This is a genomic window from Vibrio sp. 03-59-1 (assembly GCF_013114135.1).
GTDB classification, from domain to species: Bacteria; Pseudomonadota; Gammaproteobacteria; order Enterobacterales; family Vibrionaceae; genus Vibrio; species Vibrio cortegadensis.
In genome coordinates this window covers 105674-121419 of record NZ_VTYA01000002.1, presented here as the reverse complement: position 1 = coordinate 121419, position 15746 = coordinate 105674, and the positions used below count along the sequence as shown (strand labels likewise).

At 43.8% G+C, this 15746-nt stretch carries 15 protein-coding genes; 12 read left to right on the top strand and 3 right to left on the bottom strand.

What is annotated here, in order from left to right; all coding sequences use genetic code 11:
- Nucleotides 1-30: 30 nt before the first annotated feature.
- The 4 genes from F0249_RS02390 (at nucleotide 31) to F0249_RS02375 (ending at nucleotide 2947) form a co-directional block, all read left to right on the top strand.
- Nucleotides 31-582, top strand: a complete 552-nt coding sequence (locus tag F0249_RS02390; RefSeq protein WP_171755740.1) for a GNAT family N-acetyltransferase — start codon at nucleotides 31-33, stop codon at nucleotides 580-582.
- A 231-nt stretch (nucleotides 583-813) separates the two neighbouring features.
- A complete protein-coding gene (locus tag F0249_RS02385; protein WP_017054466.1) occupies nucleotides 814-1185 on the top strand; it encodes a GntR family transcriptional regulator in 372 nt (123 codons plus the stop codon).
- Nucleotides 1182-2090, top strand: coding sequence for an ABC transporter ATP-binding protein (locus F0249_RS02380; RefSeq protein WP_171755739.1), 909 nt, complete (start codon nucleotides 1182-1184; stop codon nucleotides 2088-2090). The genes F0249_RS02385 and F0249_RS02380 overlap by 4 nt, the downstream gene beginning before the upstream one ends.
- Complete coding sequence (locus F0249_RS02375; protein ID WP_171755738.1) at nucleotides 2090-2947, top strand: hypothetical protein; 858 nt, start codon at nucleotides 2090-2092, stop codon at nucleotides 2945-2947. The genes F0249_RS02380 and F0249_RS02375 overlap by 1 nt, the downstream gene beginning before the upstream one ends.
- 106 nt (nucleotides 2948-3053) lie before the next feature.
- Here F0249_RS02375 and F0249_RS02370 read toward each other — a convergent pair whose 3' ends face one another.
- On the bottom strand, nucleotides 3054-3950 hold the full coding sequence (locus tag F0249_RS02370; RefSeq protein ID WP_171755737.1) for a LysR family transcriptional regulator: 897 nt from the start codon (nucleotides 3948-3950) through the stop codon (nucleotides 3054-3056).
- A 156-nt stretch (nucleotides 3951-4106) separates the two neighbouring features.
- On the opposite strand from F0249_RS02370, the gene F0249_RS02365 reads away from it, so the two are divergent.
- The 6 genes from F0249_RS02365 (at nucleotide 4107) to F0249_RS02340 (ending at nucleotide 11588) form a co-directional block, all read left to right on the top strand.
- Complete coding sequence (locus F0249_RS02365; RefSeq protein WP_171755736.1) at nucleotides 4107-4505, top strand: Rid family hydrolase; 399 nt, start codon at nucleotides 4107-4109, stop codon at nucleotides 4503-4505.
- A 63-nt stretch (nucleotides 4506-4568) separates the two neighbouring features.
- Nucleotides 4569-6029, top strand: a complete 1461-nt coding sequence (locus tag F0249_RS02360; protein ID WP_171755904.1) for an aldehyde dehydrogenase family protein — start codon at nucleotides 4569-4571, stop codon at nucleotides 6027-6029.
- Nucleotides 6030-6132: 103 nt separating this feature from the next.
- Nucleotides 6133-7131 (top strand): membrane dipeptidase, encoded by a 999-nt coding sequence (locus F0249_RS02355; RefSeq protein ID WP_171755735.1) that lies wholly within the window; start codon nucleotides 6133-6135, stop codon nucleotides 7129-7131.
- A gap of 136 nt (nucleotides 7132-7267) precedes the next feature.
- Nucleotides 7268-8902, top strand: a complete 1635-nt coding sequence (locus tag F0249_RS02350; protein ID WP_113800071.1) for a BCCT family transporter — start codon at nucleotides 7268-7270, stop codon at nucleotides 8900-8902.
- Between the two features lie 170 nt (nucleotides 8903-9072).
- Nucleotides 9073-10860 (top strand): hypothetical protein, encoded by a 1788-nt coding sequence (locus F0249_RS02345; protein WP_216599502.1) that lies wholly within the window; start codon nucleotides 9073-9075, stop codon nucleotides 10858-10860.
- On the top strand, nucleotides 10857-11588 hold the full coding sequence (locus F0249_RS02340; RefSeq protein ID WP_171755733.1) for a DUF3726 domain-containing protein: 732 nt from the start codon (nucleotides 10857-10859) through the stop codon (nucleotides 11586-11588). The genes F0249_RS02345 and F0249_RS02340 overlap by 4 nt, the downstream gene beginning before the upstream one ends.
- Before the next feature lie 178 nt (nucleotides 11589-11766).
- Here F0249_RS02340 and F0249_RS20335 read toward each other — a convergent pair whose 3' ends face one another.
- Nucleotides 11767-11892, bottom strand: a complete 126-nt coding sequence (locus tag F0249_RS20335; protein WP_301337535.1) for a hypothetical protein — start codon at nucleotides 11890-11892, stop codon at nucleotides 11767-11769.
- Nucleotides 11893-12088: 196 nt separating this feature from the next.
- Here F0249_RS20335 and F0249_RS02335 point away from each other — a divergent pair, with 196 nt between their 5' ends.
- Both F0249_RS02335 and F0249_RS02330 read left to right on the top strand, forming a co-directional pair.
- Nucleotides 12089-13024, top strand: coding sequence for a DMT family transporter (locus F0249_RS02335; RefSeq protein WP_113800065.1), 936 nt, complete (start codon nucleotides 12089-12091; stop codon nucleotides 13022-13024).
- A gap of 12 nt (nucleotides 13025-13036) precedes the next feature.
- On the top strand, nucleotides 13037-14497 hold the full coding sequence (locus tag F0249_RS02330; RefSeq protein ID WP_171755732.1) for a sodium:solute symporter family protein: 1461 nt from the start codon (nucleotides 13037-13039) through the stop codon (nucleotides 14495-14497).
- A gap of 137 nt (nucleotides 14498-14634) precedes the next feature.
- Here F0249_RS02330 and F0249_RS02325 read toward each other — a convergent pair whose 3' ends face one another.
- Nucleotides 14635-15534, bottom strand: a complete 900-nt coding sequence (locus F0249_RS02325; RefSeq protein ID WP_171755731.1) for a helix-turn-helix transcriptional regulator — start codon at nucleotides 15532-15534, stop codon at nucleotides 14635-14637.
- Between the last annotated feature and the right edge of the window lie 212 nt (nucleotides 15535-15746).

Genomic DNA, 15746 nt, shown 5'->3' with positions numbered 1-15746 from the left:
TTATTCAATAATGAATAGTTAAGGGAAGCCATGTTTAGCCTAAAAATTGATGATGAATTAGAATTAGCACTCGTACAAGAATCCTTCGCTTCACACTATTCTGATATTGCTTGCAGCCAGAAAGAGTATTTATCTCAGTGGCTCGCTTGGCCTCCTCACTGCCAGAGTGAACAAGACTTTCGTATTTTCATTCAACGCTCTCTCCACGATTACGCTGAAGGAAAGTCCATGACTTGCGCGGTTTGGTATCAGGATCGGTTAGTCGGAAACACCAGCTTTAATAGTATTGACCATGACTTACAAAAAGTGACCATTGGTTACTGGTTGTCTCAAGATGAGCAAGGCAAGGGAATCATGAGTCGAGTGGTCAAAAAGCTAGTTAGTATCGCTTTCGATGAACTTGATATGCAAAAAATCGAGATTTCCGCTGCCGAAGGAAACAAACCGAGCCGAGCTCTGTGCGAACGTCTTGACTTTAAGTTAGAAGGAATCATCAGTCGCAATGAAAACCTCAATGGTCGCATTGTTGATCACGCCATCTATGGGCTCTGCCGCGACCAACAACCTTCGGCTAACTACTAACTACTAACCACTGAATCGCAATATTCCAGACAATAAAAGCAGAAGCCTCAAGCTTTAGGGTTCTGCTTCTTACTACTCTAAAAACTGATCAAGTTATCATCTCGCCTACACCACAGCGTTGACTAACTATCTTTCTTAAAAAAATAGCTTGCAATTAAGCGTTACAAGTATAGTGTTATACCTATATATAACACCAACCAAGTTAATCACGCGATTACGCAGAGGTAAGAAATGACGGACTGGCATGATAATCAGCCAATCTTTCGTCAGTTAAGTGAAAGGATTACTGAACAAATTCTGCAAGGTATTTGGTTAGAGGAACAACCGCTTCCATCAGTAAGAACCGTAGCGGCCGATCTGAAAATTAATCACTTAACCGTAATGAAAGGCTATCAACTCCTTGTCGATGAAGGGTTGGTCGAAAAAAGACGTGGGCAAGGGATGTTTGTCGCTTTGGGGGCATTAAAGACTTTAAAAGAGAGACAAAAATCAGATTTTTTTGAACAACAGATCCCGACGATTGCGGCAACGTTAAAACAAATTGATATGCCCTTAGATGAATTCGTACAACAGCTAAAACAGCACATGACAGGTGAAAAATGAATCCTTTAGTAAGTGTACAGCACGTTTCTAAAAGCTATGTTTCTAATAGCTATATTTCCAAGAACCCTGTATCTAAAAGCAATGCTTCTAAGAGCAGCAACAATGCACTGCACGATGTAAGCTTTGAACTGCATGCAGGACAAGTATTAGGCCTACTCGGTCACAATGGCGCAGGAAAATCGACATTAATTAATGCACTGCTTGGCGCTCACCGTTACCAAGGTGAGATCTCTGTTAATGGTTGCCATCCCATTGATCAACACGCAAAGCTTATGGAGCACCTTGCCTATATTTCTGATGTGAATGTACTGCCAGACTGGATGAGTGTGGCACAGCTACTGAAATATACATCAGGCGTGCATCCAAGCTTTGATATTAAAAAAGCCAAAGCAACATTAGCCAAAACAGAGATCAAACCCTCTAGCAAAATCAAAAGCCTATCAAAAGGGATGAAAGTTCAACTGCATCTCGCTGTTGTGATTGCAACCGACACCAAAGTGCTCATTCTCGATGAACCGACTCTTGGCCTTGACCTTCTCTACCGCGATACTTTTTACCGTCATTTGCTTGAATGGTTTCACGATGGAGAACGCACACTGATCATCGCGAGTCATGAAGTTTCTGAAATAGAACATCTGCTTACCGATGTTTTGATCCTAAAAAATGGGAAAGCCGTGCTGCAAGATAGTATGGAAAATGTCGGTGAGAACTACTTCATTCTCGACGCAAGCAACATCCACAATGATGATATTCGCAAACTGAAACCACTTTCGAGCCAAGCCGGATTAGGTTCAATGAAATGGCTACTGAAAGCAGAATACAAAACCCAAGTGGCTAATTTAGGCGATATTCATACTGCCAATTTAGCGGATTTATTTATTGCTCTGCAAAGGGAGGAAGCGTAATGCATTCAAGTTTTTATATGATCGAAAAAGAGCTGATTGAGCATAAGATGATCACGCGCGTTCCTCTGTTTATTTTGGCATGTGGTTTTCTGATTTTTATCAGCTTATTAATGAACACTAACATCCAAGGCAACTTATTCTACGAAATGCAAGTTAGTGGCGACATCAGTGACATTCACCAAGGTTTTGCTTCAAATATAAACCTCTTCATCGCTTCTGCTGCTGGGCTAGTCTCTCTTGTATTGTCGTCTTTGTACCTACCTAAAACGCTGAGAAAAGAGCGCCAAGAAGGTAGCTCCATGTTCTGGCGTAGCATGCCCGTTTCGCACTTAACCACCCATATCGTTAAGCTCGTATTTGGACTATTGGTCATCCCCGTTATCTGTTCAACACTCGTGCTTGCGGCAGATCTATCACTGTGGGTTATCAACCAAGTCAGTAATCAACAACTCTCGCTTCTTATAAACCAAGAATCCGTATTTTATGTGTTGTTTAATTGGTTAGGTTTCTTAGCCAGAATGGTCGTTGTTGCATTAGCGCTTCTACCTTTAGCTTGCATAACCCTAATGATTTCACAAGTTGTCGGCTCCCCTGTCCTAGTCATGGTCGTAGGTGGTTATGCCCTCAAATGGCTATCGGTTTATCTGTTTGGTTTTCATGGAATCAGTGAGTTTTTCAATGCTGTTCTGTCTATTCCTTTGAAAGCGCTCTCGCCAAATCCTTTTAGCGGTTTCACGGAGGCAGGAATCGTTAACTTAGTGGTTTACTACGCACTCGGTGCTGGAGGATTAGCGGTCAGTTTAATGCTGAGTAAAACTAATGAGCCATCTCTTAAAGGCTTATTCTCAGGTCACTAATCGCCAGCAATCATTAAGATATAAGTAAAAAATCAGCCAGTGTTCATCGCATTGGCTGATTTTTCATTTCAGGAGGCTGATTAACCAAACTGTCTCCGATTCAAAGCTAATTAAGTTCAGCATCATCCGTATAATTTAAATATTGCAGGCATAGGTCATGAAAAGCTTGAGCCTGAGGGGAGATGGTTCGATCCGCTAACCGAAATATTCCAATTTGACGTTTCAGTGGCGGATCGATTAATGGGATCCACACTAACCTTGTTTCATTGGTAGGGAATGCCAATTTAGGTAAGGTCGTTACTCCAATTCCAAGCTCTAATACAGAGAACAGAGAGGTAATATTTTCTACGGAATAGAGTGCTTGCTCACTTAACGCCCGAGCTGGTGTAGGGTCAAGAAGCGTGCACGTACCATTGCGGATGAACGGCTGTTTCAACAATGTATGCCATTCAATTCCATCACTTTGAGCAGCGATAGGGTTATCTCTCAAACACACCACCCCAATGGGATCGGATATCAAAGGTGTGAAATCAATCGCACCATCATCTAAATGAGAGCTATTGCCGAGTGCGACATCAACCTCTCCTGACAATAACCTTGCTTCTACTCCAGCCGCATTATCGTCGACAAGGCTCACCTCCACATTAGGATACTTTTCACAAAAAGCCCCAAGCACACTCGGAATCAGTTTCGCTGCGACCGAAGGCACGCTGGCGATCCTAACCCGCCCTTGTTGCCCTGCTGCGGCGGCACGTAAATCATTATCTAACGCGCTATACACATTCAAAAATTGGGTGATTTTGGGTACGCATATTTCTCCAAAAGGCGTCAACGTTGATTTATTGCCCGATTCAAAAAGTGATTGCCCCAAAATTTTCTCAAGCTCTTTGATTGAGGTCGAAAGTGCTGCTTGAGATCGATTTGCACGTTTAGAAGCGGCGCGGAACCCTCCTTCTTCGACAACTAAAGCAAAATGTTTTAATTGTTGTAGCTTAATACTCATCTGCCCATCTCCCTACAGCCCTTTATATTCCTCACTCCAAGCAAAGTGATAAGTTTTATTTATCAAATGCACAAAATTTACCGTTAGATTTATCAAGTGTCAACGGGCAATATTTAACCACATTGAAACATAGTTGTTACAAGGTTGGATAAAACCGTGAGCACTCAAAATAAAAAGCACCCAGTTAAGACCTCTCTTTTTGCATCAAAAGCACCACTAGAATGGGCTGTGGTTAATAACGGTACACTTTATACCGCACAAATTCCTATCGACGATACAGGAGCGGTAGTTGAGGGTGGTATTGAAGCTCAAACCCGTCAAACCTTTAACAACCTTATTCACACAATGAAATGCGCTGGCGAATCCTTAGATTCCGTTCTGCAAGTGCTGATTTACGTTACTGATCGTGAATACCTTCAAACCGTTAATCGTATTTATGCTGAGCATTTTAATGCCCCCTATCCAAACCGCGCTGCGATTGTCGTTGCAGGGTTAGCTCGTGAAGAAATGCTGGTTGAATTTGTCGTTTATGCCGCCGCTTCCCAACCAAAATAACCACCAAATTTATTGTTCGGCTGTCGGACTCAAACACAGCCTCACCGTTACAAGGACAGAATGATGACTCAAATACAGAACCTGCCAACTGAGAACGCTTTATACATCGCTGGAGAATGGCAATCAGGAATAAGTACCGTTGCCAATATCAACCCGTCTGATATTTCAGAAAACTTAGGCAATTTTGCTCAAGCAAGTGAAGAGCAAGTTCAACACGCGATTTCAGCCGCAAAACAAGCACAGCCTGAATGGGAAAAAACACCGATTGAACGTAAGCAAGCGGTACTACAAGCGATTGGCGATGAACTGATTGCCCGTTGTGATGAGCTTGGCACCCTACTTTCTCGTGAAGAAGGAAAACCGTTTGCTGAGGGTCGTGGAGAGATTTACCGTGCAGGCCAATTCTTCCAATACTTTGCTGCGGAAGTGCTTCGTCAAATCGGAGACAGTGCTGATTCAGTAAGACCAGGGGTTTCAGTTGAAGTCACTCGCGAAGCCGTTGGCGTCATTGCCATCATCTCTCCTTGGAACTTCCCGACTGCGACTGCCGCTTGGAAGATCGCCCCTGCTCTCGCCTTTGGTAACAGCGTTATTTGGAAACCCGCCAACTTAACTCCTGCCAGTGCAGTCGCATTGACTGAAATTATCCATCGTCAAGGGATCCCAGCAGGTACGTTCAACCTTGTGCTTGGTAGTGGTTCTAAGGTTGGAGATGCTCTCATCAACTCAACCGAAATTAATGGTGTCAGCTTCACGGGCTCTGTTGACACAGGCCGTAAAGTCGCCGCCGCAACTGCACCCAACTTTGTCCGTTGTCAGCTAGAAATGGGCAGTAAGAACGCGCTGGTTATTGCCGATGATGCCGATATTCAAACCGCTGTCGACGCAACAATTGCAGGCTCATTTTCAGGTGCAGGACAAAAATGTACGGCTTCTTCTCGCCTAGTGGTAATGGATGCTATTCACGATCAATACGTTGAAGCTCTCATCAAACGCATGAGCGAATTAAAAGTGGGTCACGCATTAGAAGATGGCGTCTTCATGGGGCCAGTTGTTGACGGTAATCAGTTAGAAGCAAACTTCGGTTGGATCGAAAAAGCACGTCAAAACGGCGGAGAACTCGCATTTGGTGGCGAACGTTTACATCTAGAGCATGAGGGACACTACATGTCTCCAACGCTGTTCCTGAATACCAAAAATAGCTGGGAAGTGAACCAAGAAGAGGTCTTCGCTCCAATGGCAAGTGTCATCCGCGTATCAGATCTCGACGAAGCTATTGCCACCACCAACGATACTCGATTCGGCTTAACTGGCGGCATTATCACTCAAAGCTTACGCAGTAGCGCTATGTTCAAACAACAAGCTCAAACCGGCTGTGTCATGGTTAACCTACCGACAGCAGGAACGGATTATCACGTCCCATTTGGCGGACGTAAAGAATCAAGCTTTGGACCTCGCGAACAAGGCCAATACGCAAAAGAGTTCTACACCGTGGTGAAAACCGCCTATCAACGCCCTTACTAATTACGGCTCGGTGAAATTCTAGCTCGGCGGAACTATAGCTCGGTGGTATCTCGGTATACCACCATCACCCAACGCAATTAAGACTGTTTATTGAGGAGTGGTTATGTACCAGCAACGGATTGTTATAGACGGATTACAGTACTGCAATTGGAATCGCGAGTACTTCCAAACCCTAAAAGCCAGTGGCATTACTGCGGTTCATGCCACCATGGTGTATCACGAAAATACCCGTGAAACACTCACCCGCTTCGCTGAGTGGAACTTAATGTTCGAGCAAAATTCCGATCTCATCCTGCCTATCCATTCAATGGCTGATGTAGAAACAGCAAAACAGCAAGGTAAAGTTGGCGTTTTTCTTGGTGCGCAAAACTGCTCTCCTATTGAAGACGAAATTGGCCTCATCGAAGTGATGCGTAAGCAAGGGTTGTTAATCATGCAGCTCACTTACAACAACCAAAGTTTATTAGCGACGGGTTGCTACGAACAGAATGACACTGGCATTACTCGCTTTGGGAAACAGGCTATACAAGAGATGAACCGAGTTGGGATGATTGTTGATATGTCTCACAGTGCTCAACGTTCAACTCTTGAGGCGATTGATCTCTCATCTCGCCCAATTTGTATCAGCCACGCCAACCCTACTTTTGCTCATGAAGCACTGCGTAACAAATCAAACGACGTAATTAAAGCACTGACAGCACGTGGCGGCCTTATTGGCTTCAGTTTATACCCATTCCATTTACCAAATGGCAGCCAGTGTACTTTAGAAGATTTTTGCCAAATGGTCGCGACAACCGCCGACATGGTTGGTGTTGAACATTTGGGTATCGGTAGCGACTTATGCCTGAACCAACCACAAGCAGTACTTGAGTGGATGCGCAATGGGCGTTGGTCGAAAACAATGGATTATGGAGAAGGTTCAGCAAGTAATTCAGGCTGGCCAGACTCACTACCTTGGTTCTGCGGTAGCGCAGGAATGGAGAATATTTATAACGGATTAATACGTCACGGATTCAGTGAAACCGAGGCGGGACAAGTACTGGGTGAGAATTGGTTTAACTTCCTCAAGCATGGGCTAGAGCCTATGTCACAAGGGAAATAGCCTATTTCGTCATAGCCGTAACCCAAACATGGAACAGCCTGTCTCACACAAAAATAATAGGACAGGTGTTAAGTAAACACACATCTTGTCGCCCTCAACTATAGGGTGGTGACAAAGAAACCTCTGGAGTCAGAGTATGTCTGATTTAACCAATAGCGTGAAAACTTCGAACTTAGAAGCGGCGACTCTTAATGCTTCGCTATCTGCAGGGAAAAAGAGCCAGTCAAATGCATCAGCTACATCAAGTATGGGTAATGAATCCACATCAGATAAGTTAGGCCTGAATAACCCAGCCTTTTGGTACAGCGGCGGTTTCATTGCCCTATTCGTTGCCATCGCTTTATTTGATGGGGAGTTACTATCAAGTCTGGTGAATTCCGGCTTTGCGTGGTCAGTGAAAGTCTTTGGCCCATATTGGCAAATATTGCTACTTCTAACCTTTTTAATTGGCATTGGCTTGGCAGCAGGACGAACGGGCAAGGTTGTTCTGGGCGGTATCGCGAAACCAGAAATGGACGCATTCCGCTGGATGGCAATCATCTTCTGTACCCTGCTTGCTGGCGGTGGCGTATTTTGGGCAGCCGCAGAGCCTATTGCGCATTACGTCAGTCCTCCTCCACTTTATGGCGCGCAAGAAGATGCACAACAAGGTGCCGTTAACGCGCTGTCGCAATCCTTCATGCACTGGGGATTTCTCGCTTGGGCAATTGTAGGCAGCTTAACGTCGATTGTGGTCATGCACCTACATTATGACAAAGGCTTACCGCTGAAACCTCGCATTTTACTTTATCCCGTTCTCGGTGAGCGAGCTCTAAAAGGTCAAACAGGCGCATTGATCGATGCATGTTGTATCGTCGCGGTAGCCGCAGGAACCATTGGTCCAATTGGGTTCTTAGGTTTGCAAGTGAGCTACGCATTAAACGCACTGTTTGATATTCCTGACGGATTCACAACTCAGCTGATCATCATTCTTTTCGCCATCGTTTTATACACTTTATCAGCACTGAGTGGTTTGAACCGAGGCATGCAAATGCTAAGTCGCTACAACGTGATCCTTGCGATGGCTCTGATGATCTACATTCTGATTTTTGGCCCGACGAACTTTATCTTTAACGGCTATATCCAGGGCGTTGGCAGTATGGTGGATAATTTCATTCCGATGGCGACTTACCGTGGAAACGAAGGTTGGTTGAGCTGGTGGACAGTCTTCTTCTGGGGTTGGTTCCTAGGTTATGGCCCGATGATGGCGATCTTCATTGCCCGTATTTCCCGTGGTCGCAGTATTCGCCAGTTGGTGACGACCATTAGCATCATTGCTCCACTTGTGACCTGCTTCTGGTTCACGATTGTGGGTGGCTCTGGCTTAGCATTTGAAATTGCTGAACCGGGGAGTGTGAGTAAAGCATTTGAAGGGTTTAACTTACCGGGCGCACTACTGGCGGTGACTCAGCAGCTCCCATTCCCAATGCTTATTTCCATTCTGTTTTTGATTTTGACCACCATTTTCATTGTGACAACAGGTGACTCAATGACCTACACCATCAGTGTTGTGATCAGTGGTGAAACAGAGCCCAACGCAATCATCCGAACCTTTTGGGGCGTAATGATGGGGGTAACTGCACTGATATTGATCTCCTTAGGATCTGGCGGAATATCGGCACTGCAATCCTTCATTGTTATCACCGCGGTACCAGTCTCATTGATCTTATTGCCCTCACTTTGGAATGCGCCGCAAATCGCTATCAAAATGGCAAAAGAGCAAGGCTTATAACTAAGAAGAAGCGAAGGTTGGGATGAAATACCGAAGGCGGGTTCACTCGCCTTCGCACTCAACTTCACAGCAATAGAAAACACGCTGAATAGTGAACAAATTAGTACCTCTAATCTTGTGACTAACACTCGTATAAATTGACATCTAATAACTAAAAAGTGGTGAGCAACATGGATGCACATCGTTCTACCTACACTGAAGCACAACTGCGAAATGCAGACATCGTTATGGCACCTGAAAGGCTAGGCGCTATGCACCAAACTCGAATCAGTTTTGTCAGAACTATGATTCGTAAAATGGCGAAACAGCAATGGCAAGTCACCAAACACCAATGGCAACTCTGCCCGCGAGGTTTTGGTCATGTAGTATACAAACTGGAGACCCCAAACCATGTCTATCACTTGGTTGTTTTCTGCGATGAAATTGCCGATGAAGAACGTAATGACCGAGTCATAGCAGAGAAATGGGATGTGACTTTTGCACTAGTCTATGGCGAAGTGGATGTCACTTTATTAGAGCAACTAAGAGCCAATGTTCCACTGCAAGAGGCGGGACGAAATCCTAATAATGTCCTTGTGTTAGCACGAGCAAACAAAAGTGTTCGAGTATTTGAACACATTGTCAGCCACCTAGCGAAAGGTGAACAGCCCACCTCACAAGAGTTGGCTGAAGTCGGTTACATTTTACGCACCACTGCAGTTTACGGTAATGGTAAGTTTGGTATTGCTGATTTCAAGATCTTAGAAAATAACCCTGATTTTAATCAATCGTTCAGCGCCCAAATGTGTGCGGTCTATATTCTGCGTGAATTCAGTCTAGATTGGGTTCATTACCTTGCGAAACAGCAAGGCGGCGAGCAAGCCGTTAACTTACATAGAGGCTTGCAGCGCTATCTTGGGGTCGGAAATGCCACGGGCTTAGGCATGGCTCCCTACTTGATTAACCACCCAAGCATTGTCGATCAGTGGATGACTACGCGAGAAACAGCACTCGCGTCGGTACTTGAAAGCAAAACGGATTCTAACAAATCGAGTGAGCTTCAAGCATTGATCCAAAAAGGGATCCTTCACCTTAAACAGGTCATCACCATCAACGAAACGCAGCAGAAATTAAATGCAACCGCCGTTGATGATTTAACGCATTTCAATGCTTCAGTCGACGCTTTAATTGCTCAATACCAAACGTGGAGCGAACTCGTTAACCACTCACAACAAATGAGCTTAGAAGCTCAAGAAGTACTCATTTCATGCTTGATGGAGATCTACCCTGATCTCGTCGATGACTATCAAGATCTAATGAACTGCAATGAAACCTTATCTTTGCCGAATGGAAAGAAAATACAGGATCTGTTGGCGGTATTAGAAAAGAACTATCGCTGGGCAATTACCACTGACTTTACCCAGCCAGAAAATAACTATTGGTTTTGGTATCGCTCTCAAGATAAAGAAGAGCCGAGGCTTGGAATTCGTGGACAAGAACCAGGTGAGGAGCGAGAACTACCATTAGATATTGGTCGTCAGGCTTACCGTCTTTATCATGCATTACTGCAACACGCACCTGAATTGTCTTTAGCAGAGTTTCTTGTTCGACAACCTCAATTTCGAGCGATCTCACGCAGGGTGTGGACTATGGGCCATAAAGCGATGGGTGATATTCAGATGAACGTCCTGCATCAGTCGTCCCTACCAATGCATTTGCTACGCTGTAAATTAGCGGTCTTCGGAGCGACGAAGTTTGATCCAAGATCAGACCGATGGGTACGAGTCACCTTTTTCCAAGGTGCGCCATTACTGGATGAAATTCACGATCAAACTCAACAAGACAACTGGATATTTCCGCTACTCCCAAGTGAGCCTCTCGTGAATGAGTCTCTAATAGAGGAAAAGATAGCGACTGACGATTTATCCAGCCCTAGCGCACAGTCTGCTGATCAACAGCATGGAGGAAAAAGCTTATGATCGTCTCTCACAATGAACTCGTCGCGGCGGTCAATAAAGCATTCCTAGGTATGCGTCGCACATGCGGCGAAGCGGACGTTATCGCCAACATGGTTGCTGATTTACAAATGGTCGGGTTACACGGCGTTCGCCATTTCAACAACGCTAGCGATTACATGAAGATGGAGAAAGACTGTCCGGTGGATATTCAAACCATCCCGGAAAGTATCATTAAGGTTGATCTGCATAACTGTAGCCTAGCTTGCCACTTACCCGTGATTATTGATTACGCGATTGAGCAAATGGTTGGCTCTAAAAAGATGACCATAGAGCTAACAAACTGCCATAACCGCTGGTTAGCTTATAGTGAATTAGTCAAACTGGCCGCAAAAGGCATTGCTTGTACTGCAAAATGGAACAATGGCACTAGCCCGAAACACACTCTGTATATTCTTAATCGAGGTTGTGTAACGCCCGAGTTATTTTTGTCCGACGTTATTGAAGGTTCTGAAGAGCAGTTCCACGATATGACGATCGAGCTTTCCATTCAGGATTTCGATGTGGCTTATCTTTCAAAGGATTACAGTATCCACATTGACTCCAATGAACTGGCTCAAACTCAAGAGAATGCATGGCAAACGGGTATTTTCGTTGATGACAGCGAGTGGAACACCTTAAAACAGACGGCCACAGCCATTCTTGTCGAAAATAGTGACCAATCAGTAAAAGGAGCCGGGGAAGTTATCTGAAGCAGAGTAATCTAAAACGGATCTATCGGGTCGATAAGCCAGTTTGCACTATGCAGGCTGGCTTTTTTAGTCAATGTTAACTCAATCATAATCTACAAAATCACACCTAAATGGGAAAAAGCTTAAAAAACGATCTATTTTCCCTACCGCATATTTCTCTGTATTCTAATTAACTGGCTCATATTGACTTACTCATTTCACGTTTTAGATCTAGTGAGCAGTAATCAGTAGGTAGACGGCAGGTTTTGGCTAGTTCTTCCATCATGACTCCATCAATATAATTATCAATTGCTACATACCACATTACATCAATCCATATGTTGCGATTTTCCCTTTATAAAAGGAATGAACATGCTAACAGGTTACTGGTCAATCGATGCTTTTATCGTTGCAAACATCGTTCTTTGTTTGGTGGTTGTCGTTGTATTTTTTTATTATCAAGCGACTGGACGTGGAACCCTTTGTGACCAACCTAACAGTAAACACAAAAGGAGTCAGTCATGAACACCAAAACGCTAGGCTATTCCACGATGATAATATCTGCAGCTTTAATGGGCTGTGTGGGATTGTTTGCTCGAAACATTAACACCAGCGGTGATGTCATCGCGTTTACTCGTATGACAGTCGGTGCAATTTGTATTTTCGGCTTAATGATGTATCAGGGTAAAACTGCCCTCATGAAAGCCACAAAAATCACGCCAACTGTCATTGCCAGCGGTGCTTGCTTAGGCTTATGTCTTGCCGCTTACGTCTCGTCAACTCAGTATACGACCTTGGCAAATGCAGTATTTCTTATTTATACCGGCCCCGTATTTTCAACCATCTTAGCCGCGATTTTTTTAAAAGAAAAAATATCTAAACTCACCGCAGCCTTATTAACCGCAGTATTCATAGGCTGCTTATTCATCATAGGCATTATTAATTACACGCCTGCTGATGGGCTTACTATGTCGTTGTCATTCTCTAAAGAGAACTTTATCGGAGACATGCTTGGTTTAGCTTCAGGTGTTGGTTATGGTCTTTACCTGTTCTTCAGCCGCTACCGTACCGATGTTGGCTCAGATTCACGCTCGTTCTTTAACTTCCTGTTCGGTGCCGTAGCCATTGGGGCCTGTTTTGTCGTCAAACCACCATCGCTTGCAGATATGGATACCAGTTCATGGATTTGGTTAATCTCTATGGGATTCTTCATCGGATTCGGCGCTCTAAGCTTGCTTACTATTGCAGCTAAACATTTAAAAGCCGCTGAGTTAGCGTGTGTGTCATACCTTGAAACGGTTGTAGGCGCAGGGATTGGGATTGCCATGTTTGGTGAATCGCTCACTATGTTACAAACCCTTGGTGGCATCTTGGTCATTGGTGGTGGTATGGGTGAGATTGTCATCAGTATGACCAAAAAGCACGCTGCAATTAAAAAAGAACAACCCGCGCAATAACCGGAGGCTATTATGAACACTTCATGGAACTGGATTCTCCTCTTGGTGACAGTGTTCATCATGATAGGGCTCGCGCTGTACAGCAACAAAATCATGAAAGCTCATGACGGTGAAGGCGGTTTTTTATTAGCCGCCAATTGCCTTGGCCCTTTTATTGGAGCCGCCACAATTGTCGCAACAGGATTTTCTGGTTGGGGATTTATGGGCTCCCCAGGTGTTGCCTACAAATACGGTTCAATCGAACTTCTTGGAAACTTCTTCTTTGCTCCGGGGATAATATTTGCGGTTTTGTTTTGTGCTCGATTTCTACATCAAAAAGCACAAGCAATTGGAAGCTTTACCATCCCAGAATATATAGCTCGTAGCCATGAAGGCCCTGAGATAATCAAACGTTGGACTCAAGCTTTTGCTGCAATCATCACTATCATTTTATTACTCGTATTTTTGGTCGGACAAATAAAGGCCCTCGGATTATTGGCAGGTCAGTGGCTAGGCATTGATAATAATACTGCGGCACTATTAATGATCGGCATTATCATTATTTATACCTCTATAGGAGGGTTAGCCGCGGTTGCTTTTACCGATGCGTTTATGGTGATGGGGATGTGTGTTTCCGCTCTGATTATTGTCGTCACTATTTTTTCAGATATGTCACCTAGTGAACTCATTTCTAATTTGAATGCTATTGATCCACAACTGCTATCTCCTGAGGATTCTGGCCCGTACGGTTCAACGATGTTGCATGTATTCCTTGTGCTTCCGTATGCGTTTATCTACACCACAACATTACCTTATATGTCGGTAAGATTTATGGCATTAGCGAAAACCACTAAGCTACATCATGTCGCAATTTATATGCTGCCCATTTCTTGTTTACTGAGTTTAGTTCCTTTGGCAGGCTTATATACCCGCATCAAAATACCAAATCTTGCCACCCCCGATGAAGCGATGCCCACTTTCCTTACCCATTTCATGACACCATCTATTTCAGCTGTGGTAACGCTGTTTATTTTGTTCGCGATGAAATCGACAGCCAATTCTGTTTTGCACGCCATTGCAGGTGCGGTATCACACGATTTACGTCAATCGATATGGCCTAGTTGTAAACTATCTGAATCTTCTCTGTTGGTATTAAATCGTGGGGCGGTATGGTTGTTAGGAATAACCGGATTCATTGTGATGCTATTTGCTCCCCCTTTCATGTTATCAATGCTAGCGATTCTTGGCTCAGGAACCTTAATGGCGGCACTAGTGGCTCCAACATTACTTGCTCACTTTATCCCCGCAAATATCTACGCTGCACTCTCTTCTATGATCATTGGTTTTGGCTCAGGTTGCCTTCTGTTTCTAAAATTTGACTTAGGTTGGGTCGAAGCCCCTATCTACTCATCGCTACTTGCCTGTGGTACGTATTGGGTTGTGGCCAAATTTTTCGATATGAAATCAACATCTATGGAAATATCACATCACTAAATATTATTTCCATAAATTATGCTCGCCATCAATTATTCTCTTCATACGTTATTTTTTCTCTATACATTAATTTCTCCATATATGAGAAAAAAGGACTGCTCGTAGCAGTCCTTTTCTTAATATATTAAAACAGTTCATCATCTCGTTAATTGACTTTGAATTTGCCCCTCAAGTGCACGGCTGCTAGATATATCCTTTCTCATATCTATGTGGTTAAGACGATATTCTCGTGGCGTTTTTCTTAATAATTGTTTGAATTTAGCATTAAAATTAGATAAGGAAGAAAATCCAACTTCAGACCCAATATGAGCAATCGTCCAATCGGTTAATACCAAGTATCTAGCCGCCTGTTTTACACGCTGTTCAATCACATACTGACGGAATGTAACGCCAAGGTTCGCATGGAAAAATCGAGAAAACGTACTATCAGCCATATATAGCTGCTCAGCAACTTTGGTCACCGATAACGATTCAGAAAGGTGTTCAGAAATGTACTCTAACACGACGTGCACACGATCTTCAGTGCGTTTAATGTTATTGACTTCAAACCGATAGTCAGCAAGGTAACGAGTCGGCTTTAACTTAGATAGTTCTTCAAGTAACCCAAGTAAATTTAAAACCTGACCAAACTCCAGCGTGTTCTCCATTTTATCCAAAATTTGAGTTATCTCATGGATTTCCTCGCCTTCAAACAAGGTTCCATAACTCGATTTTTCAAGCATCTGCTTGATCATATCAAATTGAATACTATCAACAAATGTCTGGCCTAGGGCAGTTAATCGAAAATGTAAAACGTCACAATCAGTCGGGTCTTTGTGCTTTTCTAACGAGAGTCGAAACGGATTAAAAGGTGCGAGTAACACTAACTGACCGACATGCAATTGGTAGTGAGTATTCGCCAAATGTAAGGTGCACCCGGATGTTTTCGGGCGTATCAATATATAATCGACACCAAAAATAAGATGCTCAGTTTCTTTCAACTTCTGTAGATCAAACATCAAAAATTTAGGCGTATTAGCAATAACACGTTGACACATAATCTACCTCCAATGTCTGGCTTAACTATATACATCAGCTACAAAACACCAACATCATGACTCTATAAATGTGATGTCACACACTTGCACCAAAGCCAATCGTGATGTTCATCATGCATGGGGCTAACATTTAAAGTTCTCCAGCATAAAACCGCCACTCCTCAGCATTAAATGACTATTATCAGCCATCATTTAGCGCGATATTAATGTCA

What these genes read in the sequence shown, in the direction of transcription:
- F0249_RS02390 (WP_171755740.1), top strand. Translation starts at nt 31, where the DNA reads ATGTTTAGCCTAAAAATTGATGATGAATTAGAATTAGCACTCGTACAA.
- F0249_RS02385 (WP_017054466.1), top strand. Translation starts at nt 814, where the DNA reads ATGACGGACTGGCATGATAATCAGCCAATCTTTCGTCAGTTAAGTGAA.
- F0249_RS02380 (WP_171755739.1), top strand. Translation starts at nt 1,182, where the DNA reads ATGAATCCTTTAGTAAGTGTACAGCACGTTTCTAAAAGCTATGTTTCT.
- F0249_RS02375 (WP_171755738.1), top strand. Translation starts at nt 2,090, where the DNA reads ATGCATTCAAGTTTTTATATGATCGAAAAAGAGCTGATTGAGCATAAG.
- F0249_RS02370 (WP_171755737.1), bottom strand. Translation starts at nt 3,950, where the DNA reads ATGAGTATTAAGCTACAACAATTAAAACATTTTGCTTTAGTTGTCGAA.
- F0249_RS02360 (WP_171755904.1), top strand. Translation starts at nt 4,569, where the DNA reads ATGACTCAAATACAGAACCTGCCAACTGAGAACGCTTTATACATCGCT.
- F0249_RS02355 (WP_171755735.1), top strand. Translation starts at nt 6,133, where the DNA reads ATGTACCAGCAACGGATTGTTATAGACGGATTACAGTACTGCAATTGG.
- F0249_RS02350 (WP_113800071.1), top strand. Translation starts at nt 7,268, where the DNA reads ATGTCTGATTTAACCAATAGCGTGAAAACTTCGAACTTAGAAGCGGCG.
- F0249_RS02345 (WP_216599502.1), top strand. Translation starts at nt 9,073, where the DNA reads ATGGATGCACATCGTTCTACCTACACTGAAGCACAACTGCGAAATGCA.
- F0249_RS02340 (WP_171755733.1), top strand. Translation starts at nt 10,857, where the DNA reads ATGATCGTCTCTCACAATGAACTCGTCGCGGCGGTCAATAAAGCATTC.
- F0249_RS20335 (WP_301337535.1), bottom strand. Translation starts at nt 11,892, where the DNA reads ATGTGGTATGTAGCAATTGATAATTATATTGATGGAGTCATGATGGAA.
- F0249_RS02335 (WP_113800065.1), top strand. Translation starts at nt 12,089, where the DNA reads ATGAACACCAAAACGCTAGGCTATTCCACGATGATAATATCTGCAGCT.
- F0249_RS02330 (WP_171755732.1), top strand. Translation starts at nt 13,037, where the DNA reads ATGAACACTTCATGGAACTGGATTCTCCTCTTGGTGACAGTGTTCATC.
- F0249_RS02325 (WP_171755731.1), bottom strand. Translation starts at nt 15,534, where the DNA reads ATGTGTCAACGTGTTATTGCTAATACGCCTAAATTTTTGATGTTTGAT.